The organism is Bacillus pretiosus, assembly GCF_052947655.1.
This window is the reverse complement of record NZ_CM129593.1, coordinates 310,001-335,728: the sequence shown is the minus strand read 5'-3', so window position 1 is coordinate 335,728 and position 25,728 is coordinate 310,001. Positions and strand designations below refer to the sequence as shown.

23 protein-coding genes, 2 rRNA genes and 1 riboswitch (1 of these 26 running past the window's edge) are annotated in these 25,728 nt (G+C 37.8%); of the genes, 4 read left to right on the top strand and 21 right to left on the bottom strand.

All coding sequences use genetic code 11. The features are described from left to right. Positions 1-150 precede the first annotated feature (150 nt). The 7 genes from ACU8YW_RS01815 to pcrB form a co-directional block, all read right to left on the bottom strand. The gene (locus ACU8YW_RS01815; protein ID WP_000521654.1) at positions 151-300 is read right to left on the bottom strand and encodes a hypothetical protein; all 150 of its coding nucleotides are present in this window, start codon (positions 298-300) and stop codon (positions 151-153) included. A gap of 194 nt (positions 301-494) precedes the next feature. Next, on the bottom strand, positions 495-2,042 hold the full coding sequence (gene pruA, locus ACU8YW_RS01810; RefSeq protein ID WP_087982225.1) for an L-glutamate gamma-semialdehyde dehydrogenase: 1,548 nt from the start codon (positions 2,040-2,042) through the stop codon (positions 495-497). Between the two features lie 153 nt (positions 2,043-2,195). Further along, positions 2,196-2,966, bottom strand: a complete 771-nt coding sequence (locus tag ACU8YW_RS01805) for a TSUP family transporter (protein WP_048567196.1) — start codon at positions 2,964-2,966, stop codon at positions 2,196-2,198. Positions 2,967-3,063: 97 nt separating this feature from the next. Further along, positions 3,064-4,257 carry a CamS family sex pheromone protein gene (locus ACU8YW_RS01800; protein WP_098133542.1) on the bottom strand — a complete coding sequence of 398 codons (1,194 nt, stop codon included), beginning with the start codon at positions 4,255-4,257 and terminating at the stop codon, positions 3,064-3,066. Between the two features lie 16 nt (positions 4,258-4,273). Continuing rightward, positions 4,274-6,283 (bottom strand): NAD-dependent DNA ligase LigA, encoded by a 2,010-nt coding sequence (gene ligA, locus ACU8YW_RS01795; RefSeq protein ID WP_000031462.1) that lies wholly within the window; start codon positions 6,281-6,283, stop codon positions 4,274-4,276. A gap of 15 nt (positions 6,284-6,298) precedes the next feature. Next, positions 6,299-8,548, bottom strand: a complete 2,250-nt coding sequence (gene pcrA, locus ACU8YW_RS01790; RefSeq protein ID WP_002108861.1) for a DNA helicase PcrA — start codon at positions 8,546-8,548, stop codon at positions 6,299-6,301. A gap of 12 nt (positions 8,549-8,560) precedes the next feature. Further along, positions 8,561-9,250, bottom strand: coding sequence for a heptaprenylglyceryl phosphate synthase (pcrB, locus tag ACU8YW_RS01785; protein ID WP_000272092.1), 690 nt, complete (start codon positions 9,248-9,250; stop codon positions 8,561-8,563). A 338-nt stretch (positions 9,251-9,588) separates the two neighbouring features. On the opposite strand from pcrB, the gene ACU8YW_RS01780 reads away from it, so the two are divergent. From ACU8YW_RS01780 to ACU8YW_RS01770, 3 genes are all read left to right on the top strand, one after another. Further along, positions 9,589-9,966, top strand: a complete 378-nt coding sequence (locus ACU8YW_RS01780; protein WP_000812332.1) for a YgaP family membrane protein — start codon at positions 9,589-9,591, stop codon at positions 9,964-9,966. Positions 9,967-10,185: 219 nt separating this feature from the next. Continuing rightward, positions 10,186-11,031: an SPFH domain-containing protein gene (locus tag ACU8YW_RS01775; protein WP_097889264.1), complete on the top strand. Its 846-nt coding sequence runs from the start codon at positions 10,186-10,188 to the stop codon at positions 11,029-11,031. A gap of 16 nt (positions 11,032-11,047) precedes the next feature. Continuing rightward, positions 11,048-11,212, top strand: a complete 165-nt coding sequence (locus ACU8YW_RS01770; protein ID WP_001085171.1) for a type II toxin-antitoxin system antitoxin — start codon at positions 11,048-11,050, stop codon at positions 11,210-11,212. 36 nt (positions 11,213-11,248) lie between these two features. On the opposite strand, the gene purD is transcribed toward ACU8YW_RS01770, so the two are convergent. The 12 genes from purD to purE all read right to left on the bottom strand — a co-directional run bounded on the left by purD (position 11,249) and on the right by purE (position 24,384). Beyond that, positions 11,249-12,520 carry a phosphoribosylamine--glycine ligase gene (purD, locus tag ACU8YW_RS01765; RefSeq protein WP_426934237.1) on the bottom strand — a complete coding sequence of 424 codons (1,272 nt, stop codon included), beginning with the start codon at positions 12,518-12,520 and terminating at the stop codon, positions 11,249-11,251. 302 nt (positions 12,521-12,822) lie between these two features. Further along, positions 12,823-14,358: a bifunctional phosphoribosylaminoimidazolecarboxamide formyltransferase/IMP cyclohydrolase gene (gene purH, locus ACU8YW_RS01760; RefSeq protein WP_000745429.1), complete on the bottom strand. Its 1,536-nt coding sequence runs from the start codon at positions 14,356-14,358 to the stop codon at positions 12,823-12,825. Between the two features lie 24 nt (positions 14,359-14,382). Then, positions 14,383-14,970: a phosphoribosylglycinamide formyltransferase gene (gene purN, locus ACU8YW_RS01755; protein WP_000088583.1), complete on the bottom strand. Its 588-nt coding sequence runs from the start codon at positions 14,968-14,970 to the stop codon at positions 14,383-14,385. After that, the gene (gene purM, locus ACU8YW_RS01750; protein WP_088061523.1) at positions 14,967-16,007 is read right to left on the bottom strand and encodes a phosphoribosylformylglycinamidine cyclo-ligase; all 1,041 of its coding nucleotides are present in this window, start codon (positions 16,005-16,007) and stop codon (positions 14,967-14,969) included. The genes purN and purM overlap by 4 nt, the downstream gene beginning before the upstream one ends. A 101-nt stretch (positions 16,008-16,108) precedes the next feature. Beyond that, positions 16,109-17,524, bottom strand: a complete 1,416-nt coding sequence (gene purF, locus ACU8YW_RS01745) for an amidophosphoribosyltransferase (protein WP_199695758.1) — start codon at positions 17,522-17,524, stop codon at positions 16,109-16,111. Beyond that, positions 17,509-19,728 (bottom strand): phosphoribosylformylglycinamidine synthase II, encoded by a 2,220-nt coding sequence (gene purL, locus ACU8YW_RS01740; protein ID WP_046958904.1) that lies wholly within the window; start codon positions 19,726-19,728, stop codon positions 17,509-17,511. The genes purF and purL overlap by 16 nt, the downstream gene beginning before the upstream one ends. Continuing rightward, on the bottom strand, positions 19,712-20,395 hold the full coding sequence (gene purQ, locus ACU8YW_RS01735; protein WP_000666772.1) for a phosphoribosylformylglycinamidine synthase subunit PurQ: 684 nt from the start codon (positions 20,393-20,395) through the stop codon (positions 19,712-19,714). The genes purL and purQ overlap by 17 nt, the downstream gene beginning before the upstream one ends. Continuing rightward, positions 20,392-20,646, bottom strand: a complete 255-nt coding sequence (purS, locus tag ACU8YW_RS01730; protein WP_000278821.1) for a phosphoribosylformylglycinamidine synthase subunit PurS — start codon at positions 20,644-20,646, stop codon at positions 20,392-20,394. The genes purQ and purS overlap by 4 nt, the downstream gene beginning before the upstream one ends. Then, positions 20,639-21,358 carry a phosphoribosylaminoimidazolesuccinocarboxamide synthase gene (purC, locus tag ACU8YW_RS01725; RefSeq protein ID WP_001170543.1) on the bottom strand — a complete coding sequence of 240 codons (720 nt, stop codon included), beginning with the start codon at positions 21,356-21,358 and terminating at the stop codon, positions 20,639-20,641. Before purC ends, purS begins: the two co-directional genes overlap by 8 nt. 88 nt (positions 21,359-21,446) lie before the next feature. Then, positions 21,447-22,754 (bottom strand): adenylosuccinate lyase, encoded by a 1,308-nt coding sequence (gene purB, locus ACU8YW_RS01720; RefSeq protein ID WP_000625686.1) that lies wholly within the window; start codon positions 22,752-22,754, stop codon positions 21,447-21,449. Beyond that, entirely contained in the window at positions 22,751-23,902 is a 1,152-nt protein-coding gene (gene purK, locus ACU8YW_RS01715; RefSeq protein WP_098856837.1) for a 5-(carboxyamino)imidazole ribonucleotide synthase, read from the bottom strand. The genes purB and purK overlap by 4 nt, the downstream gene beginning before the upstream one ends. Continuing rightward, on the bottom strand, positions 23,899-24,384 hold the full coding sequence (gene purE, locus ACU8YW_RS01710) for a 5-(carboxyamino)imidazole ribonucleotide mutase (protein ID WP_000839368.1): 486 nt from the start codon (positions 24,382-24,384) through the stop codon (positions 23,899-23,901). The genes purK and purE overlap by 4 nt, the downstream gene beginning before the upstream one ends. A 110-nt stretch (positions 24,385-24,494) precedes the next feature. Further along, positions 24,495-24,596: riboswitch (purine riboswitch) on the bottom strand. A 250-nt stretch (positions 24,597-24,846) separates the two neighbouring features. Here purE and ACU8YW_RS01705 point away from each other — a divergent pair. Further along, entirely contained in the window at positions 24,847-25,113 is a 267-nt protein-coding gene (locus ACU8YW_RS01705; protein ID WP_426934238.1) for a hypothetical protein, read from the top strand. Between the two features lie 43 nt (positions 25,114-25,156). On the opposite strand, the gene rrf is transcribed toward ACU8YW_RS01705, so the two are convergent. Together rrf and ACU8YW_RS01695 are read right to left on the bottom strand one after the other, a co-directional pair. After that, positions 25,157-25,272: ribosomal RNA gene (rrf, locus tag ACU8YW_RS01700) — 5S ribosomal RNA — on the bottom strand. Positions 25,273-25,321: 49 nt separating this feature from the next. Then, a 23S ribosomal RNA gene (locus ACU8YW_RS01695) occupies positions 25,322-25,728 on the bottom strand; it runs 2,515 nt beyond the window's last position.

The window sequence follows — 25,728 nt, the reverse complement described above, 5'->3', positions numbered from 1 at the left end:
TAAAAAATATGACTAATAAGTCAACTTTTCTCGTTGTTTTGTTTCTATTTACATGTTTATCCCGATATTAATAGGATTTAGCTAGTTCTAATTACCTAATGGTAATATACGGTAATTGAAACTAGTTTCTCCTCTCAAAAACGTAACATATTATTTATCTGTTTGTTTTTGCTTCTTTTTCAAATACTCCGCACGCAATTTTTCAATTTGCTGCTTTTTATCAAATTTGGCAGGCGTCTGTTTTTCATGAAACTTTGCCACAGATACCTGACTTTTGTAATCCAATTGATATTTCCCCACTTTGTTCACCTACTTTTCTTGTCTTTAAAGAGAATCTATTCAACAAATATAATATACCTTATTTACTGAAGTAAACCTTATTACTTTATTAGTTTTTCTACTTATATCTATCTTAATCCACATATAGAAATTTTTTCAAAAAAAAAAAAAAAAAAGAGATCTTCACAGACTGCGAAGATCTCTTCTACTATTTCTTATAAAGTTTCAGAAGTAGTTTTTGCTTGCATGTGAAGTGCTAAGTAGTCAGGGCCACCAGCTTTAGAGTCTGTACCAGACATGTTAAAGCCACCGAATGGTTGGTAACCTACGATTGCACCAGTACATCCACGGTTGAAGTATAAGTTACCCACATGGAATTCTTCACGTGCTTTTTCAATATGGTCACGGTTATTAGTAACAACAGCACCTGTTAAACCGTATTCTGTATTGTTTGCAATTGCAAGTGCATGATCAAAGTCTTTTGCTTTACAGAATGCTACTACTGGTCCGAAGATTTCTTCTTTCATTAAGCGAGCATCTTCTGCAACGTCAGCAACGATTGTTGGTTGGATGAACCAGCCTTTAGAATCGTCTCCTTCGCCACCTGTTAAGATTCTACCTTCTTCTTTACCAATTGCAACATAGCTCATCACTTTATCAAATGCAGCTTGGTCATTAACAGGACCCATGTTTGTACCTAAAACAGCTGGATTAGCAACTGTTAATTCTTTCGTTAATTCAACAGCACGATTTAATACGTAATCGTATACATCTTCATGGATTACTGCACGAGAACATGCAGAACATTTTTGTCCTGAGAATCCGAATGCTGATGCTACGATAGATTTAGCTGCTAATTCAAGATCTGCTTCTTTATCAACAACGATTGTATCTTTACCACCCATTTCAGCGATAACGCGTTTTAACCAAATTTGGCCTGGGTTTACTTTCGCTGCACGCTCATAAATACGGATACCTACATCACGAGATCCAGTGAAGCTCACGAAACGTGTACGAGGGTGATCTACTAAGTAGTCACCAACTTCAGAACCATTACCTGGAACGAAGTTTACTACGCCAGCTGGTAAGCCAGCTTCTTCTAATACTTCCATGAATTTCGCTGCTACTACAGGAGTTGTACTAGCTGGTTTTAGTAATACTGTGTTACCAGAAACTAAAGCAGCTGTTGTCATACCTGCCATAATTGCGAATGGGAAGTTCCAAGGAGAAATGATAACACCTACTCCTAATGGAATGTAAGAGAAACGATTATATTCAATTGGACGGCTTTCTACTGGAATTCCGTCTTTTAATTTTAACATTTGACGACCATAATATTCCATAAAGTCGATTGCTTCTGCTGTATCAGCATCTGCCTCATTCCACGGTTTACCTGCTTCTTTTACAAGAATAGCAGAGAATTCATGCTTTCTGCGACGAACGATTGCTGCAGCACGGAATAAAATGTCTGCACGCATTTCTGGCTTTGATTTTCTCCAAGTTTGGAATGTTTCATCCGCTACTTGCATTGCTTTTTCAGCTAACTCACGGCTTGCTTTTGAAACGCGACCAACAAGTTCCTCTTTATTTGCAGGGTTTACAGAAACAATTTTGTCTTCTGTAGTGATTTTTTCTCCCCCAATAATTAATGGATAGTCTTGTCCAAGATAAGATTCTACTTTCTTTAAACCTTCTTCAAACGCTAATTTGTTAGCCTCCACTGAAAAATCTGTAAATGGCTCATGTTTGTATGCTACTACCATTCTTTTTAGCCTCCCCTTAGAAAAACGTTTACATTTTACAACATTATTCTACACGATAATTTAGATTTATTCAAATATTCCTAGACTTATATTTTAAAAATTAATTAATTTTTAAAATATAATAAAAAAATAGAGTTATACATACGTATAACTCTACAAAATATGAGTATATTCCAAAATGTTTTTTCCAATCAATAAAATAGTTACTAACAAAAATAAAGTTCTTACATATCCAACACCTTTTTGAACTGCAAACTTCGATCCAAAATAAGCGCCAAAAATCATCGACAATCCCATAATAATACCGTATTCAAAATGAATTACGTCTAAAAATAAAAAAGTAATTAAAGATACGATATTACTAACAAAGTTCAAAAGTTTTCCAGATGCTGCCGCTTGAATAAAATCCAAACCAACTAATAAAAATGCAAAAATTAAAAAGGATCCTGTCCCTGGTCCAAAAAATCCATCGTAAAACCCTATCATTAAAATAACAAAGAAAAATATTAATGTTTTTCTTTTCGTCATCTTCTTATAGGTAGATACACTTCCCCAATCCTTTTTTGCAATAATATAAATGGCAATAAACACCAACATCACAAGCACTAACGGACGTAAAATATCCGGCGGAATAAACTTTACTACTAAAGCGCCTGCGACCGCTCCTATAACAGTTAACGGGATTAACTTTCCTACAATTTTAAAATCGACCTTTCCTGATCGAATAAAATAAACTGCACTCGTAAACGTCCCCATCGTTGCAGCTAATTTATTCGTTGCAATTGCCGAAGCTGGTGGTAAACCAACAAACATAAGTGCTGGAAGCGAAATTAATCCTCCACCGCCAACAACTGAATCAATAAAAGCTGCTAAAAAGCCGAATGCAATTAATAAAATAATGACTTGAAAACTTAATTCGTCCATGTGCTTTACCCCTTACCCCCCATTATTTATAACATTTTAAATTATAACAAAATTCCTCAAGAAAAAAAGCCGTTCCATAAAGGAACAGCCCTCCTATTTAATCTAAAATTTTCACAAATGGTTCATCTTGCTTCGCTTCACGTATAATAATCGCTTCTGGACGTTCTACAGATTTAATCGTTACTTGTACTTTCATATAATTCGGGAAGTATTCCATAACAAGCCCAGCTACATATTGTGTAAAACCAATTATTTCTGCTTTCCCATTAAACTGGACAGGAATATCAAGCTTTATTTCTCTTAATTCATCATCTCTATACATACCAGTACCGATAACAGCTGTGTAGTCGCCTTGGAAATAATCGCTTAGTTTTGATTTAAAGTTCGATACTCTCGCCAGATCTTCACGTTTATTATCTGTTTTCGCTTGTTCAGATGGGAACAAATAATATTTCTCATTAATTTGTTTCCAATCCTCAACCGTTTCACTGCCTTTTTCAACATTCGCATAAGAAACAAAGTTACCTGGCACGAGTGAAGCCTTTGGAGCCTGACGATAAATTGCAAATGTTATCGGAAGGTTTTTTGTTTCAGGCTGTTTTTGATGCATAAATTTCAAGACTTCTTGCGCCATTTTTTTCCCTTCAGCTACCATTTTTTCTTGCTCAATTTTAGCCTCACGCGGATAACCATGCTCTTCCTCGTAATAATGAACCGAGTTCATCGCTAAACCAACTACTATGCCTTTGCGCTCATCTGTTTCGCCTTTTTTCACATAATAATCATGCTCTAAAATATTTGAAATATATATTGGATTTTTTTTATTTTTTGCCTCTAATGATTCAGATCCTCCACCTAACGCTGGGTTTAACCCAATGTTTGGAAATTTAACTGCATCTTTTTTTAATTTGTCCTCTAGTTCCTTTTGTTCAGCATCTGTACGCTTTCTTTTAACAAGCATCTGCACATTTTGAGTATCTAGAACATCTCCACCTTTAAAGAAATGATCTTTCGTACTAAAGGATTCTTTTGCAATACGCATTAATCCTGTTTCAAATTCATCTATATCAAGACGATTACTTACTCCTTGTACAACTAAACCACGTGCAGCTCCTGCTTGAAATGGAATAGTCGCCTTATAGTATTCATCCGAAATAGCGTACTTCGGAACGATTGCTTGCTCTTTTGCTTTCCCCGATTTCTCAACCACTTTTTCATCTTTATCGGCACCTGCACTACACCCACTTACGAGTAGGCCAAGGCTTAATACCGCTAATGCTATTTTTTTCATGGTAAGTTTGCACCTCTTACTTATTTAGCTCTTGTAAGAACCTCTCTTCATTCCAAACCTCAACATTATGCTTCTCTGCTTGTGCTAATTTCGAACCTGCTGCTTCACCTGCAACAACTAAATCCGTACTTTTACTAACACTTCCTGTTACTTTTCCACCTAATGCCTCAATCTTTTTCTTCGCTTCACTACGTCCCATAACTTCTAATTTCCCTGTTAAAACGACAGTTTTTCCTGCGAAGTACGACTCAACATTTTGTAAATCAGCAATTTTTATGCCTTTGTATGCCATATTCACGCCATACTCTTTAAATTGTTGTAATAGCTCTAATACGTCTTCATTATCAAAATACGTCACGACGGATTGAGCCATTTTTTCACCAATTTCATTAATTGCTTTTAGTTCTTCTTCCGTTGCTTTCACAAGCGCATCCATCGTTTCGAAATGCTCGGCAAATGTACGGGCTGCTTTCGCTCCAACATGGCGAATACCAAGACCAAATAATAATCGTTCTAATGAGTTTTCTTTAGAATTCTCAATTGCTTGTACTAAATTCGTTGCTGATTTTTCACCGAATCGTTCTAGCTGTAATAATTGCTCTTTCGTCAACGAATATAAATCAGCAAATGTACGAATATAATCCGCATCAAAGAGTTGTGTAATGACACGTTCTCCAAGTCCATCAATATTCATTGCATTTCTTGAAACGAAATGAATTAATCCTTCTCGAATTTGAGCTGGACAAGTTGGATTTATACAACGAAGTGCTACTTCTTCTTCTAAACGAACTAGTTCACTCTCACATGCTGGGCAATGCGTTGGCATATGATATTCTTCTTCCTCACCAGTACGCTTATCGAAAATAACGTTCACAACTTCAGGAATAATATCTCCAGCCTTCTTCACTACAACATAGTCACCAATTCGAATGTCCTTTTCACGAATTAAATCTTCGTTATGTAAAGAAGCACGACGAACGATAGTACCAGCCACTCGCACTGGCTCTAGCTCTGCTGTCGGTGTTACAACCCCTGTGCGACCAACACTTAATTCAATGCCTGTTAATCTTGTTACAACTTCTTCAGCCGGGAATTTATAAGCAATCGCCCATCTTGGACTCTTTGCTGTAGTTCCTAAACTTTCTTGAAGAGCAACATCATCTACTTTTATAACGATTCCATCAATCTCATAATCAAGATGCGGACGTTTTTCTTGCCATTCTTCTACATAAGCTATAACTTCTTCAATTGTCTCACATGTACGCCGATTTGGATTTGTTTTGAATCCAAGTTCACCTAAGAAATCAAGCGATTCACTATGTGATGGAATTGTTTTTTCTTCTACATTCGCAAGACCGTACACAAACATAGATAAGTTACGCTTCGCTGCAATTTTTGGATCAAGTTGGCGTATTGAACCTGCTGCCGCATTACGCGGATTCGCAAATACATCTTCACCATTTTGCTCTTTTTCTTCATTTAACTTAACGAATGAACGCTTCGGCATATAAGCTTCGCCTCGTGCTTCTAACGTTACTTCTTCATTTAAACGGAGCGGGATCGCTTTAATTGTTTTTAAATTTTGGGTAATATCTTCCCCTGTTACACCATCACCACGCGTTGCCCCTTGAATGAAGCGTCCTTTTTCATAATGAAGTGAAACAGCAAGTCCGTCAATTTTTAATTCGCATATATATCTTACATTCGCATCATCAATTCCTTGGCGTACTCGTCGGTCGAAATCACGTAAATCTCCTTCGTTAAATGCATTTCCTAAACTTAACATCGGTGACTTATGTGTTACTTTTTCAAATATATCAAGAACCGTTCCCCCAACGCGAATGGAGGGGGAGTCTTCACTCATAAACTCTGGATTCTCTGCTTCTAATTTTATAAGCTCCTGCATATTACGGTCATACTCCGCATCAGAAACAGAAGGATTGTCTAATACGTGATACTGATAGTTAAATGTATTTAACAAATCACGCAGTTCTTCTATACGTTGTTTTGCTATCTCTTTTGACATATCCTCATTCCTTTCCTATTGTTTCGTCACAGGTGCAAATTTTGCTAACAAACGTTTAACACCAATCGGGCTTGGGAACGCAATATCTAATTCTTTTGCATCACCTTCACCTTTTACACTGACAACTGTACCGACTCCCCATTTTTGGTGGGAAGCTTTATCGCCTACTGCCCAGCCAATTTGCTCGCCACCTGTCGTCTTAGCTGCAGGACGCGCGAAAGCTGAACGAGAGCGTGTTGTGGTTGTAGTTGTCATTCTACTTGTACTTGTCGTTCTGCCTTTTGCACCAAACGAAGTTTCACGCTTTGGCGCTGTTTCATTTAACGATTCTACTAGCTCTGCCGGGATTTCTGTAATAAATCGAGAAGCAGCGTTCATACTTGTTCTACCAAATAAAGTACGCATTTGTGCATTGGATAAATATAACTCTTCTTCTGCACGCGTAATACCTACATAAGCAAGGCGACGCTCTTCTTGCATTTCATCTTCTTCCATTAGAGAACGAGTATGTGGGAATATTCCTTCCTCTAACCCAACAATAAAGACAACTGGGAACTCTAACCCTTTCGCTGAGTGCATCGTCATTAAAATAACTTCCTCACCCGCAGTTGGATCTTCATCGACACGATCAATATCAGCAACAAGCGCTAAGTCTGTTAAGAATGCAACAAGGCTCTTATCTTCGCTTTGAGATTCAAATGTTTGCGTAACAGATAAAAACTCATCTAAGTTCTCTAAACGACCTTCTGCTTCTAAAGTACGCTCGTTTTTCAACATATCGCGATAGCCTGTTTTTTCAATAACTTCTTCTACCAATTCTGTAACAGATAAATACTCTTGCATATTTACCCAGTTGTGTAATAGACCTGCGAATTCTTTTACTGCCTTTGTTATTTTTGCACTTACACCAACATGCTCAATCTCATCGAATACAGCAGTTAATGAAATTCCATTTTGTACACCGTAATTAATAATTTTATCGATAGAAGTCGCACCAATTCCGCGCTTTGGCATGTTAATAATACGTGCGAAACTAATCTCATCATCTGGATTCCCAATTAAACGTAAATACGCCAAAATATCTTTAATCTCTTTACGATCGTAGAACTTCGTACCGCCGACAATTTTGTAAGGAATATTAGATTTCAGGAAAATCTCCTCGACCATACGAGACTGGGCATTTGTACGATATAATACTGCAAAGTCCGTATATTTTCGTTTTCCCATTTGAATATCGTCACGAATTTTTTTCGCAACAAAATATGCTTCGTCTTTTTCCGTCGCAGCACGGTAATATGAGATTTTGCTTCCAACTTGATTGTCTGTCCATAATTTTTTCGGTTTACGGTTTGAATTTTTTTCAATAACAGCATTCGCTGCATTTAAAATATTTTGTGACGAACGATAGTTTTGTTCTAACAGAATAACTTGCGCATTCTCATAGTCTTTTTCGAATGACAAAATGTTAGAAATGTCAGCCCCGCGCCAGCGGTAAATAGACTGATCTGAGTCACCTACAACACATAAATTTTTAAAACGTGCTGCTAAATGTTTTACAAGAAGGTACTGCGCTTTGTTCGTATCTTGATACTCATCCACGTGAATATATTGGAACTTACGCTGATAAAACTCTAGTACTTCTGGAACACGTTCAAATAGCTGAATCGTTGTCATAATTAAATCATCAAAGTCTAATGAGTTATTTTTCAGAAGACGTTTTTGATATTCTGTATATACATCGCTCGTTAATTTTTCATATGGATCAGCGATTGTAATTTTTTTCGCATATTTATCTGCAGATAACAATTCATTTTTCGCATTACTAATACCAGCTAAAATAGAGCGCGGCTCAAATTTCTTCGGATCAATATTGCGCTCTTTCATAATTTTTTTGACTACAGTTAACTGATCGCCTGAATCTAAGATTGTAAAGTTACGATTAATACCAATACGATCGATATCACGTCGTAAAATACGTACACACATAGAGTGGAACGTAGAAATCCAAATATCTTCTGCTTCTGGTCCGACAAGTGTATCAATACGCTCGCGCATTTCACGCGCCGCTTTATTTGTAAAGGTAATAGCTAGTACATTCCATGGCGCTACACCTTTTTCACCAAGTAAATACGCAATACGATGTGTTAACACACGTGTTTTACCACTACCTGCACCTGCCATTAATAGAAGTGGTCCGTTCGTTGTTTGTACTGCTTTTTGTTGCTGCGGATTTAAACCATTTAATAACTTATCTGTCTTACTCATATACGCCTGCACCTACTCTCCTTTTACTGCTTTAACTGTTTTTAGCGCGGATTTTATATCATCATAAATAATATTCCCAACCACTACTGTATCAGCGTATTGTGCCATTTCCTTCGCTTGTTCAGCATTAGAAATACCGCCGCCATAATATAACTTCGCTTGTTTTAATTCTGCTTTTACATTTTTAACAAGTTCAACGTCTCCATACGTACCGCTATATTCTAAATAAAATATCGGTAAACGTAATAGCTTGTCTGCTAAACGCGCGTATGCAATTACATCATCTTCTGTTACATCACATTTCGCATCTGTAAGCTGAGCTACTTTCGCTTCCGGATTTAAAACACAATACCCTTCCATGAAAATTTCGTCCCAGTCCATAATATCCCCAAATTCTTTCAAAGCCTCGTGATGAACACCTGTTACCCATTCTACCTTTCGGCTATTTAAAACGCTTGGGATATAATAAAAATCAAATCCTGGTGTAATTGCTTCCACATCAGAAACCTCTAACACACAAGGAACTGCATATCTACGAATGCTAACTAGCATGTGTAATACATTATCAATTGTAACTCCATCACTTCCGCCTACAATAACAGCATCTGTTCCAGACTCACAAATCATTTCTAAATGTTCGTCACTTAACTCCTTATTTGGATCAAGCTTAAATACATGTTTCCACCCGGAAATATCGTACATGAAAACACCCTTTCTTTTCTCTAGTTATATATATTTCTGTTCAAAATAACAGTTTATTTTCATCAGGATTTTTTTAACTTCATCTTAAATATTTGTTTAAAACGGAGAATTAAGTTTGGAATTCCCTCTTCCATAGTTTTTCAAACGAGAGGATTTAACTTTGAACTTCCTTTTGTGCATTCTTTCATTATAACAAAAAAAGCTACTTACACACACGCACATTCCAACATCTTTTTCAACGTCAAATGTTGGATTACATATCCCCAAAATCACACGGGATACTAATAAGAGAAATAGTATTATCTATTTCAACTTTCATAAAAAGGAGTGTTTTTCTAATGAAGCAAAACATCGGTACAATAAATGCCCTAATTCGAATTACACTCGGACTTATCCTCTTCGGCTGTAGTAGTGCTAAACTTGTACGCAAGCCGTGGTGCACTTGGTCTAACGTCTTGCTATGGATTGGTGCAATGAAAATCGCAGAGGGAATTGTTCGTTTCTGCCCCGTTGTTGAAATGTGGAAATTCGGAAAATACATGAATATGGGGGCATTTAAAATGCCTAGCATGAATTTTACCGAAAAGGGACATGCTAAAGAAGAAGTGAATCAAACTTCCAATCACGACAAACCACAGTCAAATGGAAGTTTTGACGCTTCTGACAAAGAGATTGAGTCAGCGATTGAAGATATAATCCTGGCAAAACCGCTTTGAATCATTTGTCACGATGCAAGATGCTCTCAAAGGGACTTAGCTGCTGCAGTGGGCGGTTAAGTCTTCTTTATTTTACCATAAAACAGAACGTACATTCTCGTTTCAGACCTCAAAATATACATAAGAAATACCTAATCAATAATTTCAGAAAATTAAGTGTAAAGCCCTTGCATAAAATGATATAAAAGTGATATCATTTTTATATCAGGAGGCGATCATATGAAAGAAAAACAAGTTTTTTATGTAAATGGTTTTCTCGGTGTTATTGGGATTTTAATTTTAGCCGCTATTGGTGTATTTTTCCTTGTACAAGAAATTTTCATAGGAGCGGCATTAACTATTATTTTAGCCGCCGTTCTTGCTACAGGTATTGGTATTGTTCAACCAAACCAAGCAAAAGTTATTACGTTTTTCGGTAATTATTTAGGAACAATTCGTCAAAACGGTTTATTTTTAACAATTCCATTCGCATTCCGTCAAACTGTATCGTTACGTGTTGAAAACTTTAATAGTAAGAAGTTAAAAGTAAACGATATTGAGGGAAATCCAATTGAAATTGCAGCCGTTATCGTATATAAAGTAGTTGATTCTGCAAAAGCAATGTTCGGTGTTGAACATTACGATCGATTTGTAGAAATTCAAAGTGAAACAGCAATCCGCCACGTCGCAACAAAATATCCTTATGATAATTTCCAAGATGAAACTTGCATCACGTTACGCGGAAATACTGAAGAAATCTCTGAAGAATTAAAACGTGAGTTAGAAGCGCGCCTTCAAATCGCTGGCGTAGAAGTATTAGAAACTCGTTTAACACATTTAGCTTACGCAACAGAAATTGCCCATGCAATGCTACAACGTCAACAAGCAAAAGCAGTATTAGCTGCTAGAAAAGAGATTGTTGAAGGTGCTGTGAAGATGGCGAAAGATTCAATCCATATGTTAGATGAGGAAGGCGTACTTGAATTAGATGACGAGCGTAAAGCAAATATGGTGAACAACTTATTAGTTGCCATCGTTTCAGATAAAGGTGCGCAACCAGTTATTAATACAGGAAGCCTATACTAAAGGGTTGTAAATCATTATGGCTAAAAAGAAAAGCTTTCCATTACGTATTGATCCTGAATTACACGCAGTCATCGAAAAATGGGCGAATGATGAGTTTCGTAGCGTCAATGCACACATCGAGTATTTACTTCGAGAAATGGCAAAGCAAAAAGGAAAATTGAAAAAAGATAAAGATGCATAAAAAATCCCGCTGAGAAATCAGTGGGATTTTTACATATTAGCTTCTCGTCACCTCATGACCAATTGCACGATATCCTATATCACTTCGGTAAAATAGACCATCACTCTCAATTTTACCGATTTCTTTATACACCTTATCTTTCGCCGCTTGTAAACTGTCCGCCTTACAAGCAACAAATAGTACACGGCCACCATTTGTTACAAAGTCACCATGCTTCATCGCTGTACCTGAATGGAAAACAATTACATCGTTCAGTGCATCTAATCCTTTAATAATGTCACCTTTTTTATATGCTTCCGGATACCCTTTCGAAGCAAGTACAACACCAATTACCGCTTCCTCTGACCACTGTAACGTTAATTCACTTTCATTTAATACAGCGTTACATACATCAACTAAATCATTTTCTAAGCGAGGTAATACTACTTCCGTTTCAGGATCACCAAAGCGTGCATTAAATTCAATTACCTTTGGGCCATCATTTGTTAAAATAAGTCCCGCATATAAAATCCCTGTAAACGATCGATTTTCTGCAATCATCGCTTTAGCAGTTGGATGTAATACTGTTTTTATCGCCTCTTGAACTGCTGATTCCGAAATTTGTGGTACTGGAGAATACGCACCCATTCCGCCTGTATTTGGACCTTTATCACCATCAAAAGCTCGTTTATGATCTTGCGCAATTACCATCGGATGCACAGTTGTTCCATTTACAAATGCCATTAATGAAAATTCTTGTCCATCTAAAAACTCTTCAATAACGACCTTCTTGCTCGCTTCGCCGAACTTCACATCTTGTAGCATCTCTTTCACAGCTTGTAATGCTTCTTCAAGCGTTATTGCTACCGTTACACCTTTACCAGCAGCTAGGCCGTCAGCTTTAATAACGATTGGCGCACCAACTTTTTGAATATACTGTACTGCTTCTTCATAGTTTGTAAAAGTTTCATATGCCGCAGTTGGAATATCATATTTTTTCATCAATTCTTTCGTAAAAGCCTTACTACCTTCAATAACAGCAGCCGCCTTATTTGGGCCAAACACACGAAGTCCCTCTTCGTTAAATCGATCAACAATTCCATTCATAAGCGGAATTTCTGGTCCAACGAAAGTTAATTCAACCTTATTCTCTTTAGCAAATAAAACTAATGCATCAAAATCATTTTCATCAATATCAACTGGTGTTGCAACATCGCGCATACCTTCATTACCAGGTGCTACATATACCTTTTCCACCTTTTCAGATTGCGCAAACTTCCAAGCTAAAGCATGCTCACGCCCACCGCGGCCAATTACTAAAACATTCATATTTCATCCCCCAATACTTAAATAAGTACAAACTAGAAGCTCTGCTCCTAGTTTGTTTTCATATCAATCAAAGTTTAAAAGGGAGGATCAAGAGCAACGACGACATGCGACAGTTATCTTGACCGGACCTTTTAAATATCCATATCAATAAAAGTTTAAAAGAGAGGATCAAGAGAACCGAGCAGGTCGAGGCGCATTTGACAGGAGGACACGGAATGTAGCTTTCCTACATGAGTACCGCACTGGCAATGCAACGACGACATGCGACAGTTATCTTGACCGGACTTTTTAAATATCCTCTATTAGTGTTTGAAATGACGTACGCCAGTGAACACCATCGTAATCCCATACTTATCCGCAACTTTGATAGAATCTTCGTCACGGATTGATCCGCCTGGTTGAATGATTGCTGTAATCCCTGCTTTTGCTGCTTCTTCTACTGTATCTGGCATTGGGAAGAAAGCATCAGATGCAAGTGCGCTACCTTGTGCCTTTTCGCCAGCTTGTGTAATTGCGATTTTTGCAGAACCTACACGGTTCATCTGTCCCGCGCCTACACCAACTGTCATGTTATCATTCGCTAAAACAATTGCGTTTGATTTCACATGTTTTACAACTTTCCAAGCTAGTTTTAAATCTTTCCACTCTTGCTCTGATGGTTCACGTTTTGTCGGAATTGAAATTGTACTTTCATCTAATGATAACGTATCTTCCTCTTGAACGAGAAGACCACCTTGTACAGAAGTTAGTTTTTTGCTTGCACTTGTCGCTTTTTCAATATTTACAGTTAGTAGACGTAAGTTTTTCTTACTTTGCAATACTTCTAAAGCTTCTTTTGAGAAAGAAGGTGCAATAATGATTTCTAAGAAAATTTCGTGTAACTTTTCTGCTGTAGCTTTATCAATTTCACGATTTGCTGCAATAATTCCACCAAAAATTGATACTGGATCTGCTTCATAAGCGCGTGTGTATGCTTCATGAATATCAGTACCCACTCCAACACCACATGGATTCATATGTTTTACTGCTACTACTGCTGGCTCTGTAAATTCTTTTACAATACTAAGTGCTGCATCTGCATCATTAATATTGTTGTAAGATAATTCTTTACCGTGTAATTGTTCTGCGTATGCAACAGAAGAAGTTACAGCGAATGGTGCTTTATAGAAGGTTGCTTTTTGATGTGGATTTTCTCCATAGCGTAAATCTTGTTTTTTCTCAAATGTCACTGTTAATGTTTCTGGGCTTTCTTCACCCATTTGCTCTGTTAAGTAGTTAGAGATTAACGCATCATATGCCGCTGTATGACGGAATACTTTCGCTGCTAATTTACGTTTTGTTTCTTCTTTTACTTCACCGTTCTCTTTCAGTTCTGCTAATACAACATCGTAATCTACTGGATCTACAATTACCGATACAAATTTATGATTTTTCGCAGCAGAGCGAATCATTGTTGGACCACCGATATCAATATTTTCAATTGCATCAGCAAATGTTACATCAGGCTTAGCGATTGTTTCTTTAAATGGGTATAAGTTAACAACAACAAAATCAATTGGCTGCATACCTAACTCATTCATTTGCGCTACATGCGTTTCATTATCACGAACCGCTAATAGACCACCATGAATATTTGGGTGTAATGTTTTTACACGTCCATCCATAATTTCCGGGAAACCAGTTACTTCAGAAATACCGATTACTTGTAAGCCGTTTTCTTCTAGTAATTTTTTCGTACCACCTGTTGAAATAACTTCAATCCCTTGTTCTAGTAAACCTTTAACAAATTCTACTACTCCTGTTTTATCTGAAACACTTACTAATGCACGCTTTTTCATTTATCCTTCACCCCTGGTTGTATGTTAGTTAACAGTTGTTTCTTTCGCAGACTGAACAATTTGATTCACTGTATTTACGTATAATTTATGTTCAACTTGTTGAATTTTCTTTTGTAAGCTTTCTCTCGTATCCCCTTCAGAAACAACTACTGCTTCTTGCGCAATAATTGGACCTGTATCCATACCTGCATCTACATAATGAATTGTTACTCCAGTTACTTTCACACCTGCTTCTAACGCTTGACCGACAGCATCTTTACCAGGAAAACTCGGTAATAGTGACGGATGAATATTAATAATCTTCCCACCGTACGCTCCTAATAAAGTCGGCCCAATTAAACGCATATATCCAGCTAAAATAACATAATCAATCTCATACTCTTCTAGCTTCTTTAATATTTCTTTTTCAAATGCTTCTTTTGACTCATATGCTTTCGCTGAAAAGGCGAAACACGGAATATGATGATAATGTGCCCGTCCAACAGCACGTGCTTCTGGTTTATCACATACTAATAAACTAATTTCTGCATCCAATCTTTTTTCTTCTACCGCATTAACGAGAGATTGAAAGTTAGAGCCGCTTCCAGAAGCAAAAACTGCTAATCTACTCATAGTGCCGTGCCCCCATTGAAGGTAACGCCAGTTCCTTGTACAGTACGTCCAATAATACGAGCTGTTTCTCCTTGCTCTTCAAGAAGACGAACGATATCTTTTGCCTCTTCTTCCTTCACCGCTACTACCATACCAATACCCATGTTAAAAATATTGAACATTTCTTTCTCTTCTAGTTTTCCCACTTCTTGAAGTAAACTGAAGATCGGTTGAATTTTCCAAGATCCTAATTCAATTTCTGCACCGATTCCTTCTGGTAACATACGTGGAATATTTTCAATGAATCCGCCACCTGTAATATGCGCCATACCGTATACTTCATATTTCTTCAATAGTTCTAAAATAGGTTTGACATAAATTTTCGTTGGTTTTAATAATTCTTCACCAAGAGGTAGTTCTAAGCGTCCGTAAATGCGATCTAAAGATAGTTCTCCATCTTCTAGTAATACTTTTCGTACTAAAGAATAACCATTACTATGAATACCGCTAGATGCTAAGCCAATTAATACTTGACCACCTTCAATTTTTTCACCTGTTACAATTTTCTTTTTATCAACAATTCCAACTGTAAAACCAGCTAAATCGTATTCTTCCATAGAATACATTCCTGGCATTTCAGCTGTTTCTCCACCAATTAATGCACAACCAGCTTGGCGACAGCCCTCTGATATACCTTTGACGATGTTTTCAATTTTACTAGGTTCAGCTTTACCACAAGCAATATAATCAAGGAAGAAAAGCGGCTCTGCTCCTTGGACAACAATATCATTTACACACATTGCTACTGCATCAATACCAATTGTGTCATGTTTATCTGCCATAAAAGCGAGCATCAATTTTGTTCCCACGCCATCTGTTCCAGATACTAATACAGGTTCTTCTAATGCAAATTTTGATAAATCAAACATACCTCCAAAACCGCCTAGACCGCCTAGTACTTCTTTTCTCATTGTTGTTTGTACGTGTTTTTTCATGCGAGATACCGCTTCATATCCAGCTTCAATATCTACTCCTGCTTGCTTATATGCATTCGCCATCGTTATCTACACCTCGTCTTTTAATTTCTCCCTATTCAGGGCGGGCCATTTTAAGAAAGAAGCTAGCTTCTACATCAAAAGAAGTAGAAGCTTTTTTCTTCTTATTTCATACTTTCTAAAAGCTCTTGCTCATAATCATAAAGAGCTGTTGGATAATCTCCATTGAAGTACGCCATACATAGACCGCCGTATTTCCCTTCATATGGACGTCCAATTGCATCTACTAATCCATCTTCACTTAAAAACGTTAAAGAATCTGCTCCGATGATTTGACGGATTTCTTCTATTGAATTATTTGCTGCGATTAATTCTTTTCTCGTTTGAATATCAATGCCATAGAAACATGGATACTTAAGAGGTGGTGAAGCAATTCTTACATGGACTTCTGTCGCTCCAGCCTCGCGAAGCATACGAACAATTCGTTTACTCGTCGTTCCTCTTACGATAGAATCGTCAATCATCACAACTCGTTTTCCTTCAACTACGCCTCTTACTGCTGAAAGCTTCATCTTAACCCCTTGCTCACGCAGTTCTTGAGAAGGTTGAATAAACGTACGTCCAACGTAACGATTTTTAATTAATCCTAACTCATATGGAATTCCTGTCGCCTCCGCATAACCAATTGCCGCTGAAATACTAGAGTCTGGTACACCAGTAACAACATCAGCTTCAATAGGAGCTTCTGCCGCCAAACGTTTTCCCATGTTTTTACGTGCTGCATGGACGTTAATACCTGCAATATTAGAATCCGGACGTGCAAAGTAAATGTACTCCATACTACAAATTGCATGATCTACTTCATTTGTAAAACAATCTACATGAATTCCTTCATCATTGATGATAAGTAATTCACCTGGTTCTACATCACGAATGTATGTTGCACCTACTACATCGAAAGCACATGTTTCTGATGCTACAACGTAAGCATCTCCCATCTTTCCAATTGAAAGAGGACGGAATCCATTCGGGTCTAGCGCAACGATCATTTCATTTCCAGTTAGTAAAAGATATGCAAACGCACCTTTCACTTTATTTAGAGCCTCTTTTACACTTTCAATTAAAGAATCTTTCGTACTACGTTTAATGAGATGTAAAAGTACCTCTGTATCTGAACTTGTTTGGAAAATACTTCCCTCTGCCTCTAATTCACGACGAAGCATCTTTGCGTTAATTAAATTTCCGTTATGAGCTAATGCCATACTATGATCAGAAAAACGGAATAATAATGGTTGAACATTAGCAACTTCACTTCCGCCAGCTGTCGCATATCGTACGTGTCCAATTGCTGATTTTCCGTTTAAGCCTTCTAGCTCACCTCTTGAAAATACTTCCGATATTAAACCTAACCCCTTGTGACCGACGATTTTCTCACCATTATTTACGACGATGCCTGCGCCTTCTTGTCCACGGTGCTGTAAACTATGCAATCCGTAGTACGAAACTTGTGCTGCATTTTCATGCCCCCAAATTCCGAAAACGCCACATTCTTCATTTAACCCCTTTATTTCAGCAAGCATGGGATTGCCCCTTTCCAAGCCTTTCTCATTTCATCTACATTTGCTGTAAGTAATACTTCATTTTCTTCATTATGAATTGTTACTTCATTTGTATTTGTCACTTCTCCAACTTGAATTGCTTCTACCGCCGTCTCAAACGCTTCTTTATTTTCACGTTTTACAGTTATAACGAAGCGAGATTGTGATTCAGCAAATAATGCCGCTGTTGCTTCTCCGTCTAATTTCACAGTAGCACCTAAACCATTTGCACCGATTGCACTCTCAGTAATTGCAACTGCTAAACCACCTTCTGCAACATCATGAGCAGATTGAACAAGGCCAGCTTGAATTGCTGCTAATACTTGTTTTTGACGTTTTAATTCTACGTCTAGATCGATGCTTGGTGATTGACCGAAAATTTTGCCGTGAATCATTTTCTGTAATTCACTTCCACCAAACTCAGCTTTCGTCTCTCCGATGATATAAACTAAATCGCCAGCTTGCTTAAACTCTTGTGTTGTTACATGTTTTAAATCGTGTACAAGTCCAACCATCCCAACTGTCGGTGTTGGGTATACAGCTTCACCACTACGTTCGTTATACATTGATACGTTTCCGCCGATAACTGGCGTTTGTAATGTGCGACAAGCTTCACTCATACCATCTACTGATTTCTCAATTTGCCAGAAGATTTCTGGTTTTTCTGGATTACCGAAGTTTAAGCAATCTGTAATTGCAAGTGGCTCTCCCCCAGAACATACGATATTACGTGCTGCCTCTGCTACTGCAATTTTACCGCCCACTTCTGGATCTAAATAAATGTAGCGAGAGTTACAATCTGTCGTCATTGCTAATCCTTTTTCTGTACCGCGTACACGTACAACTGCTGCATCTGAACCTGGTGTAACAACTGTGCTTGTGCGAACTTGATAATCATATTGATCATAAACCCACTCTTTACTTGCAATCGTCGGTTGTTGTAATAGAGCGAATAACGTTTCTTTATAATTTTCTACTTTTGGTGTTTCCATTTTCATTGCCTGGAATTCAGCAAAGTATGCTGCTTCTTTTGATGGCTTATGATAAATTGGTGCTTCTTCTGCAAGAGCATCTGCTGGTACTTCAGCTACCTTTTCACCTTTATGGAATAAGCGAAGCATTTTGTCTTCCGTTACTTTCCCCATCGTAACGGCTGCAAGACCATACTTCTCAAATAAATCTACTATTTCTTGCTCTCTACCCTTTTTCACAACGATTAGCATACGTTCTTGTGATTCAGATAGCATCATTTCATATGGTGTCATTCCTGTTTCACGTTGTGGTACATCATCTAAGTACATTTCAATACCCATACCTGCTTTACTTGCCATTTCTGCAGAAGATGATGTTAAACCAGCTGCACCCATATCTTGAATTCCAACAAGTGCATCCGACTGAATAAGTTCTAAGCAAGCTTCAATAAGAAGTTTTTCCATAAATGGATCTCCTACTTGAACTGCTGGACGCTTCGCTTCTGAGCTTTCAGATAACTCTTCAGATGCGAATGTTGCACCGTGAATACCGTCACGACCAGTTGATGCTCCTACGTACATTACTGTATTTCCAGCACCGTGCGCTTGCCCCTTTTTAATATCTTCATGATTAATTAAGCCTACGCACATTGCATTTACAAGTGGATTTCCTTCATAACATGGATCAAATTGTACTTCGCCGCCAACAGTCGGAATGCCGATACAGTTACCGTATCCTGCAATCCCTGCTACTACTTCTTCGAATAAATATTTCACACGTGGTGACTGTAATTCACCGAAGCGAAGTGAGTTTAATAGAGCTACCGGGCGTGCTCCCATAGAGAATACGTCACGGATAATACCACCAACGCCTGTTGCTGCTCCTTGATATGGTTCAATAGCAGAAGGATGGTTATGACTTTCCATTTTAAATACAACCGCTTGATTATCACCGATATCTACAATTCCAGCACCTTCCCCAGGTCCTTGCAGAACGCGTTCACCTGTTGTTGGGAATTTTCGAAGTACTGGTTTTGAATTTTTATAACTGCAATGTTCAGACCACATAACAGAGAATAATCCTGTTTCTGTATAATTTGGCAGACGGCCTAAAATCTTTTCAACCATGGCAAACTCTTCGTCTGTTAGCCCCATTTCCGCATATATGCGCTCTTCTTTAATTTGTGTTGGATTTGGTTCAAGCATTAACGACATATGTTTCCCTCCACTGTTTTAAGATAGATTGAAAGACTTTTAACCCTTCAGCACCGCCAAGTAATTCATCTACAGCACGCTCTGGGTGTGGCATCATACCAAGTACATTTCCTTTTTCATTTACAATACCAGCAATATCTGAAACGCTTCCATTCGGATTTTCTACGTAACGGAATGCGATTTGATTATTCTCTTCTAATTGTTTAAGAGTCTCTTCATCACAATAGTAATTCCCCTCACCATGCGCGATTGGAATATTGATTACTTCATCTTTTTCATATTGTGATGTAAACATCGTTTCATTATTTTCAACACGCAGCTGAACTGTTCGGCACATAAATTTTAAATTTTCGTTTCTCATTAACGCTCCTGGTAGTAATCCTGATTCAACAAGAATCTGGAATCCATTACATACACCTAAAATCGGCTTTCCTTGCTCAGCAGCTTTTTGCACTGCTTTCATTGCATTCGCGAAGCGAGAAATAGCACCACAACGTAAATAGTCACCGTAAGAGAATCCACCAGGTAGTAAAATTGCATCATATTCATCTAAATTCTCTCTATCGTGCCAAACGTAATCTACTTCTTCACCTAGCTCATCTTTAATTGCATGGAACATATCGACATCACAGTTCGAACCTGGGAATACTATGACTGCAAATTTCACTGTGCGACAACCTCCTCAACTTCATAACGGAAGTCTTCCATTACAACGTTTGTTAATAGTTTTTCACACATTTCTTTTACCTTTGCGTCAAGGTCAGATACTGATTTATCAATTGTTAATTCCATATATTTTCCGATTCGAACGTCTTGTACTTCTGTGAACGAAAGACTATGAAGTGCCCCTTTTACTGCTGTTCCTTGTGGATCTAATACGCTTTCTCTTAACGTTACATATACCTTAACTTTATACATGTGAAATTCCCCCTAAACGTTTTAAAATCTCTTCATAAGCTTCTGTTAAATTTCCAAGGTCACGACGGAATACGTCTTTATCAAATTTTTCATTGCTCGTTTCATCCCATAAACGGCAAGTATCTGGTGAAATTTCATCTGCTAAAATGATTTCTCCTTCATCTGTTACACCAAACTCTAATTTGAAATCTACTAGTCTTACACGACAGCTTGCGAAATGATCAATCAACACTTGATTGATTTGTAGAGCCATATCTCGTAATACGCTTACTTGCTCTGGTGATGCAACGTTTAATACACGAATATGATCTTCCGTTACAAGCGGATCTCCTAAATCATCATCTTTGAAGTAAAATTCTACGATCGGTTCTGCAAGTACAGTTCCCTCTTCCATTCCTAATCGTTTTGAAAGACTTCCTGCAATTACATTTCTTGTGACAACTTCTAGAGGAATAATACTCACTTTTTTAACAAGTTGCTCTGTTTCAGATAACTTCTCTACAAAATGTGTTTTTATTCCTACTTCTTGTAACTTTCTGAACAATAAAGTTGTAATCTCATTGTTCAAACGACCTTTTCCTGTAATCGTCTCTTTTTTCTCCCCATTGAAAGCAGTCGCACTATCTTTGTACTCTACCCAAACCATATCTGCTGATTCTGTACGATAAATTCTTTTTGCCTTACCTTCATACAGCAATTCTAGCTTTTGCATTTCGCAAGCCCCCTGTAGTTTGAAAAATGTGAATAATGTTTTTATAAAGAATGGCACAGAATGACTCTATTCTGTGCCATATGAAATTTTACGCTTCGTTTAACCCAAGGCGTTCAAAGATTGTATCAACGTGTTGCATATGATGCTCATAGTTGAAGCATTCATTAATTTCTTCTTGTGATAACTTGCTCGTAATACGCTCATCAGCTTCTACAAGCTCTTTAAATTGTACTTGTGTTTCCCAAGCTTCCATCGCTTTAGGCTGTACGATATCATAAGCTTCTTCACGTACCATACCTTTGTCGATTAATGTAAGCATTACACGCTGAGAATAAATTAAGCCGTATGTTCTTGTCATATTGCGTTTCATATTCTCTGGGTATACAGTTAAGTTTTTAACGATATTACCGAAACGATTTAACATGTAATTTAATGCGATTGTAGCATCTGGTAAAATTACGCGTTCTGCCGAAGAGTGAGAAATATCACGCTCATGCCATAATGGAACATTCTCATACGCTGTCATCATATAACCGCGGATAACACGAGCTAAACCAGTCATATTTTCTGATCCGATTGGATTACGTTTATGTGGCATTGCAGAAGAGCCTTTTTGGCCTTTTGCAAAAGCCTCTTCAACTTCACGTGTTTCACTCTTTTGTAAACCACGAATCTCAACTGCCATCTTTTCGATAGATGTTGCGATTAGTGCAAGTGTTGACATGTAATGAGCATGGCGATCACGTTGCAATGTTTGTGTTGAAATTGGTGCTGCTTCTAAGCCTAAGTTTTCACAAACATACTTTTCTACGAATGGATCGATATTTGCGTATGTACCAACCGCACCAGATAATTTACCAACGCGAACTGTATCAGCAGCTTGTTTGAAACGCTCTACGTTACGTTTCATTTCTTCATACCAAAGACCAAGTTTTAAACCAAATGTTGTTGGTTCTGCATGAACACCGTGTGTTCTTCCCATCATGATCGTGTATTTATGCTCTTTCGCTTTGTTAGCTAAAATGCTTACAAAGTTTTCTAAGTCTTTTAATATGATTTCATTCGCTTGTTTTAAGATGTAAGATAGCGCTGTATCTACTACGTCTGTAGATGTTAAACCGTAATGAACCCATTTACGTTCCTCACCTAATGTTGGTGTTTCTGATACAGCACGAGTGAATGCAACTACGTCATGACGTGTCTCTTTTTCAATTTCATAAATACGATCAATATCAAATGATGCATGCTCACGGATTTTTTTTACATCTTCTTTTGGAATATCGCCAAGCTCAGCCCATGCTTCACAAGCTAAAATCTCAACTTCTAACCACGCTTTAAATTTATTCTCTTCCGTCCAAATTGCACCCATTTCTGGGCGTGTATAACGACTAATCATCTTTTTCCCTCCAACAGTTGTTCTTGATGGTCCCAAATATGCAAACTCTTCGCTTTTTCTAGAGCGACTTCAATATTATCATTTAAAATATTAACATGCCCCATTTTTCGCTGCGCTTTTGCTTCTTCTTTTCCATACAAGTGTAAATAGCACCCGGTTAATCTATTCACTTGTCTTAGGACCCCTTCTATATGTTCGCCTAAAATGTTTACCATGACAACTGGTTTTAACAAATTTGTTTCTCCAAGAGGTAAATTACAGATTGCTCGAATATGTTGACCGAATTGACTCGTTTCACATGCATCCTGTGTATAGTGTCCTGAATTGTGAGGTCTTGGTGCTAATTCATTAATGTAAATCTCACCATCAGCTGTAGCAAACATCTCTACCGCTAGTGTTCCCACAAGTTCTAGTTCATCCGCGAGCACTTTTGCATAAGCAATTGCTTTTTGAGAAAGTTCTTCTGTAATGCGAGCTGGAACGATAGATTCATGCAAAATGTTATTTACATGAATATTTTCCGCTACCGGAAATACTTTCGTTTCACCACTTACACTACGAATCACAATAACTGATACTTCTTTTTCAAAAGGCACCCATTTCTCTAAAATACACTCTGCTGCATTCGCAAGCTCTCGCGCTTTATCAACGTCAGCCTCACTTCTTAAAACAACTTGACCTTTCCCATCATATCCGCCTGTCGTCGTTTTCAAGACGGAAGGATATGATAACTCAGTGATTGCTTCAGTAAGCTGATCTTGATTTTGAACTAATCTATACGTTGCTACTGGTAGCCCAGCTTTCTCAATCGCATTCTTTTCTGTAAAACGATTTTGTGTTTTACTTAACAACTGACTGCCTTGCGGTAAGTAAGCATGTTTTTCAAGCCATTTTAAACATCTATAATCAATATTCTCAAATTCATATGTGACAACATCACTGATCTCCGCTAAATGCTGAATTGCTTTTAAATCGTCATATGGTGCAACAATTTCAATATCAGCAACTTGTGCACATGGTGAATTTTTTGTAGGATCTAAAACAGCAATTTTATATCCCATCTCCTTAGCCGCCAATGCCATCATTCTTCCTAGCTGGCCGCCTCCAATAATGCCGATTGTTTTTCCAGGTAAAATGATTCTCGTCATACTAGCTCACTACCTTCGCGCACATCTTTTTTAATTGCTTCTCTTCTCAATTCTAATGCATCATGTATATCATCATGGAATGATCCAAGTATTTGTGCAGCAAGTAAACCAGCATTTGTTGAACCAGCCTTACCAATTGCAACAGTTGCAACTGGAACCCCTCCTGGCATTTGGACGATGGATAATAATGAATCTAAGCCGTTTAACGCTTTTGATTGAACTGGAACTCCGATTACAGGAAGATTCGTCTTCGCTGCAACCATCCCTGGTAAATGCGCTGCTCCACCAGCTCCAGCAATAATAACTTTCAACCCACGTTCACGAGCCGTCTCTGCATATTCAAACATATAATCCGGAGTCCGATGAGCAGATACAACTTTTTTCTCATACGGTATATTTAATTCATCTAAAATGTCACAAGCATATTTCATTGTTTCCCAGTCTGACGTGCTTCCCATTATGACTCCAACTAGTGATTTCATATTAGAATCCCCCCGATTCAAATAAAAAAAGCCTGAAATAGAACAGTTTCTCTTTTACTATGAGAGAAAGTGCTCTACTCAGGCATACGTATCCCTTGTGAATAGAAAAATACCGAGTGACTTTCCCTCATAGTCTAACGAATAACGGTCGTTAGGTAGAGACTTGCAGGCCATATCCCCGCGATTATATGAGGTCTTATATATTATTCTTTCTATGGCTATATTAACAATATTTCATAAACAATGTCAATAAATAATCGAATGTTTTTTTATTACTCACCAATAACGTTCGTGTTTTAGTTATATTCAAAAGAATAATTGTAATTATATGCAAGAAGGATAAGAAATTAGAATTTATATTTCTAGAGATCTATTGTACACATAACGGTTTGTATACTTATTCCGTATGCTTTAATATAAAGCATATCATTTATATTCATTTTATCTATAAGGAAGACAATAATGAAAAAACGAACTACACTTTTTTCGTATTTATTCCTTTTTATCGCAGTCTTTGCTGTAATGATTGAATACTTATTTATATCATCCCACTTTTTTAAATATATACTTGTGGTAGAAATAACGTTTCCTATCATAACGATTATTTTAGGAACACTCGGAAAACCTAGAAAACAAAAAATCATTGCTAGTACTTTAAACAGCCTCTATTCCATTCTTTTTTCTTCTTTAGTGTCATTCAATTTATGGATTATGAGATTTGGTAAATAAAAATAAACAAAAAAAAACCTAAGTCGAATCGACTTAGGTTTTTGCTTGGCGACGTCCTACTCTCACAGGGACAAGGTCCCAACTACCATCGGCGCTAGAGAGCTTAACTTCCGTGTTCGGTATGGGAACGGGTGTGACCTCTCTGCCATCATCACCAAACTATGAAGGCATATTCCTTCAAAACTAGATAACATTTGCTTCATATTATATGGTTAAGTCCTCGATCTATTAGTATTCGTCAGCTCCACATGTCACCATGCTTCCACCTCGAACCTATCAACCTGATCATCTTTCAGGGATCTTACTAGCTTACGCTATGGGAAATCTCATCTTGAGGGGGGCTTCATGCTTAGATGCTTTCAGCACTTATCCCTTCCGCACATAGCTACCCAGCTATGCCCTTGGCAGAACAACTGGTACACCAGCGGTGCGTCCATCCCGGTCCTCTCGTACTAAGGACAGCTCCTCTCAAATTTCCTACGCCCACGACGGATAGGGACCGAACTGTCTCACGACGTTCTGAACCCAGCTCGCGTACCGCTTTAATGGGCGAACAGCCCAACCCTTGGGACCGACTACAGCCCCAGGATGCGATGAGCCGACATCGAGGTGCCA

Excerpts from the sequence above, each read along its gene's own strand:
- purF (WP_199695758.1), bottom strand. The coding sequence starts at position 17,524 with ATGCTTGCTGAAATAAAGGGGTTAAATGAAGAATGTGGCGTTTTCGGA.
- ACU8YW_RS01780 (WP_000812332.1), top strand. The coding sequence starts at position 9,589 with ATGAAGCAAAACATCGGTACAATAAATGCCCTAATTCGAATTACACTC.
- pruA (WP_087982225.1), bottom strand. The coding sequence starts at position 2,042 with ATGGTAGTAGCATACAAACATGAGCCATTTACAGATTTTTCAGTGGAG.
- purK (WP_098856837.1), bottom strand. The coding sequence starts at position 23,902 with ATGACGAGAATCATTTTACCTGGAAAAACAATCGGCATTATTGGAGGC.
- purH (WP_000745429.1), bottom strand. The coding sequence starts at position 14,358 with ATGAAAAAGCGTGCATTAGTAAGTGTTTCAGATAAAACAGGAGTAGTA.
- purE (WP_000839368.1), bottom strand. The coding sequence starts at position 24,384 with ATGAAATCACTAGTTGGAGTCATAATGGGAAGCACGTCAGACTGGGAA.
- purD (WP_426934237.1), bottom strand. The coding sequence starts at position 12,520 with ATGAATGTTTTAGTAATTGGCCGCGGTGGGCGTGAGCATGCTTTAGCT.
- ACU8YW_RS01775 (WP_097889264.1), top strand. The coding sequence starts at position 10,186 with ATGAAAGAAAAACAAGTTTTTTATGTAAATGGTTTTCTCGGTGTTATT.
- purB (WP_000625686.1), bottom strand. The coding sequence starts at position 22,754 with ATGATTAGTCGTTATACACGCCCAGAAATGGGTGCAATTTGGACGGAA.
- purS (WP_000278821.1), bottom strand. The coding sequence starts at position 20,646 with ATGTATAAAGTTAAGGTATATGTAACGTTAAGAGAAAGCGTATTAGAT.
- ACU8YW_RS01705 (WP_426934238.1), top strand. The coding sequence starts at position 24,847 with ATGAAAAAACGAACTACACTTTTTTCGTATTTATTCCTTTTTATCGCA.
- purL (WP_046958904.1), bottom strand. The coding sequence starts at position 19,728 with ATGTCGTTAATGCTTGAACCAAATCCAACACAAATTAAAGAAGAGCGC.
- purN (WP_000088583.1), bottom strand. The coding sequence starts at position 14,970 with ATGAGTAGATTAGCAGTTTTTGCTTCTGGAAGCGGCTCTAACTTTCAA.
- ligA (WP_000031462.1), bottom strand. The coding sequence starts at position 6,283 with ATGTCAAAAGAGATAGCAAAACAACGTATAGAAGAACTGCGTGATTTG.
- pcrA (WP_002108861.1), bottom strand. The coding sequence starts at position 8,548 with ATGAGTAAGACAGATAAGTTATTAAATGGTTTAAATCCGCAGCAACAA.
- pcrB (WP_000272092.1), bottom strand. The coding sequence starts at position 9,250 with ATGTACGATATTTCCGGGTGGAAACATGTATTTAAGCTTGATCCAAAT.
- purM (WP_088061523.1), bottom strand. The coding sequence starts at position 16,007 with ATGGCGAATGCATATAAGCAAGCAGGAGTAGATATTGAAGCTGGATAT.
- ACU8YW_RS01800 (WP_098133542.1), bottom strand. The coding sequence starts at position 4,257 with ATGAAAAAAATAGCATTAGCGGTATTAAGCCTTGGCCTACTCGTAAGT.
- ACU8YW_RS01805 (WP_048567196.1), bottom strand. The coding sequence starts at position 2,966 with ATGGACGAATTAAGTTTTCAAGTCATTATTTTATTAATTGCATTCGGC.
- purC (WP_001170543.1), bottom strand. The coding sequence starts at position 21,358 with ATGCAAAAGCTAGAATTGCTGTATGAAGGTAAGGCAAAAAGAATTTAT.
- ACU8YW_RS01770 (WP_001085171.1), top strand. The coding sequence starts at position 11,048 with ATGGCTAAAAAGAAAAGCTTTCCATTACGTATTGATCCTGAATTACAC.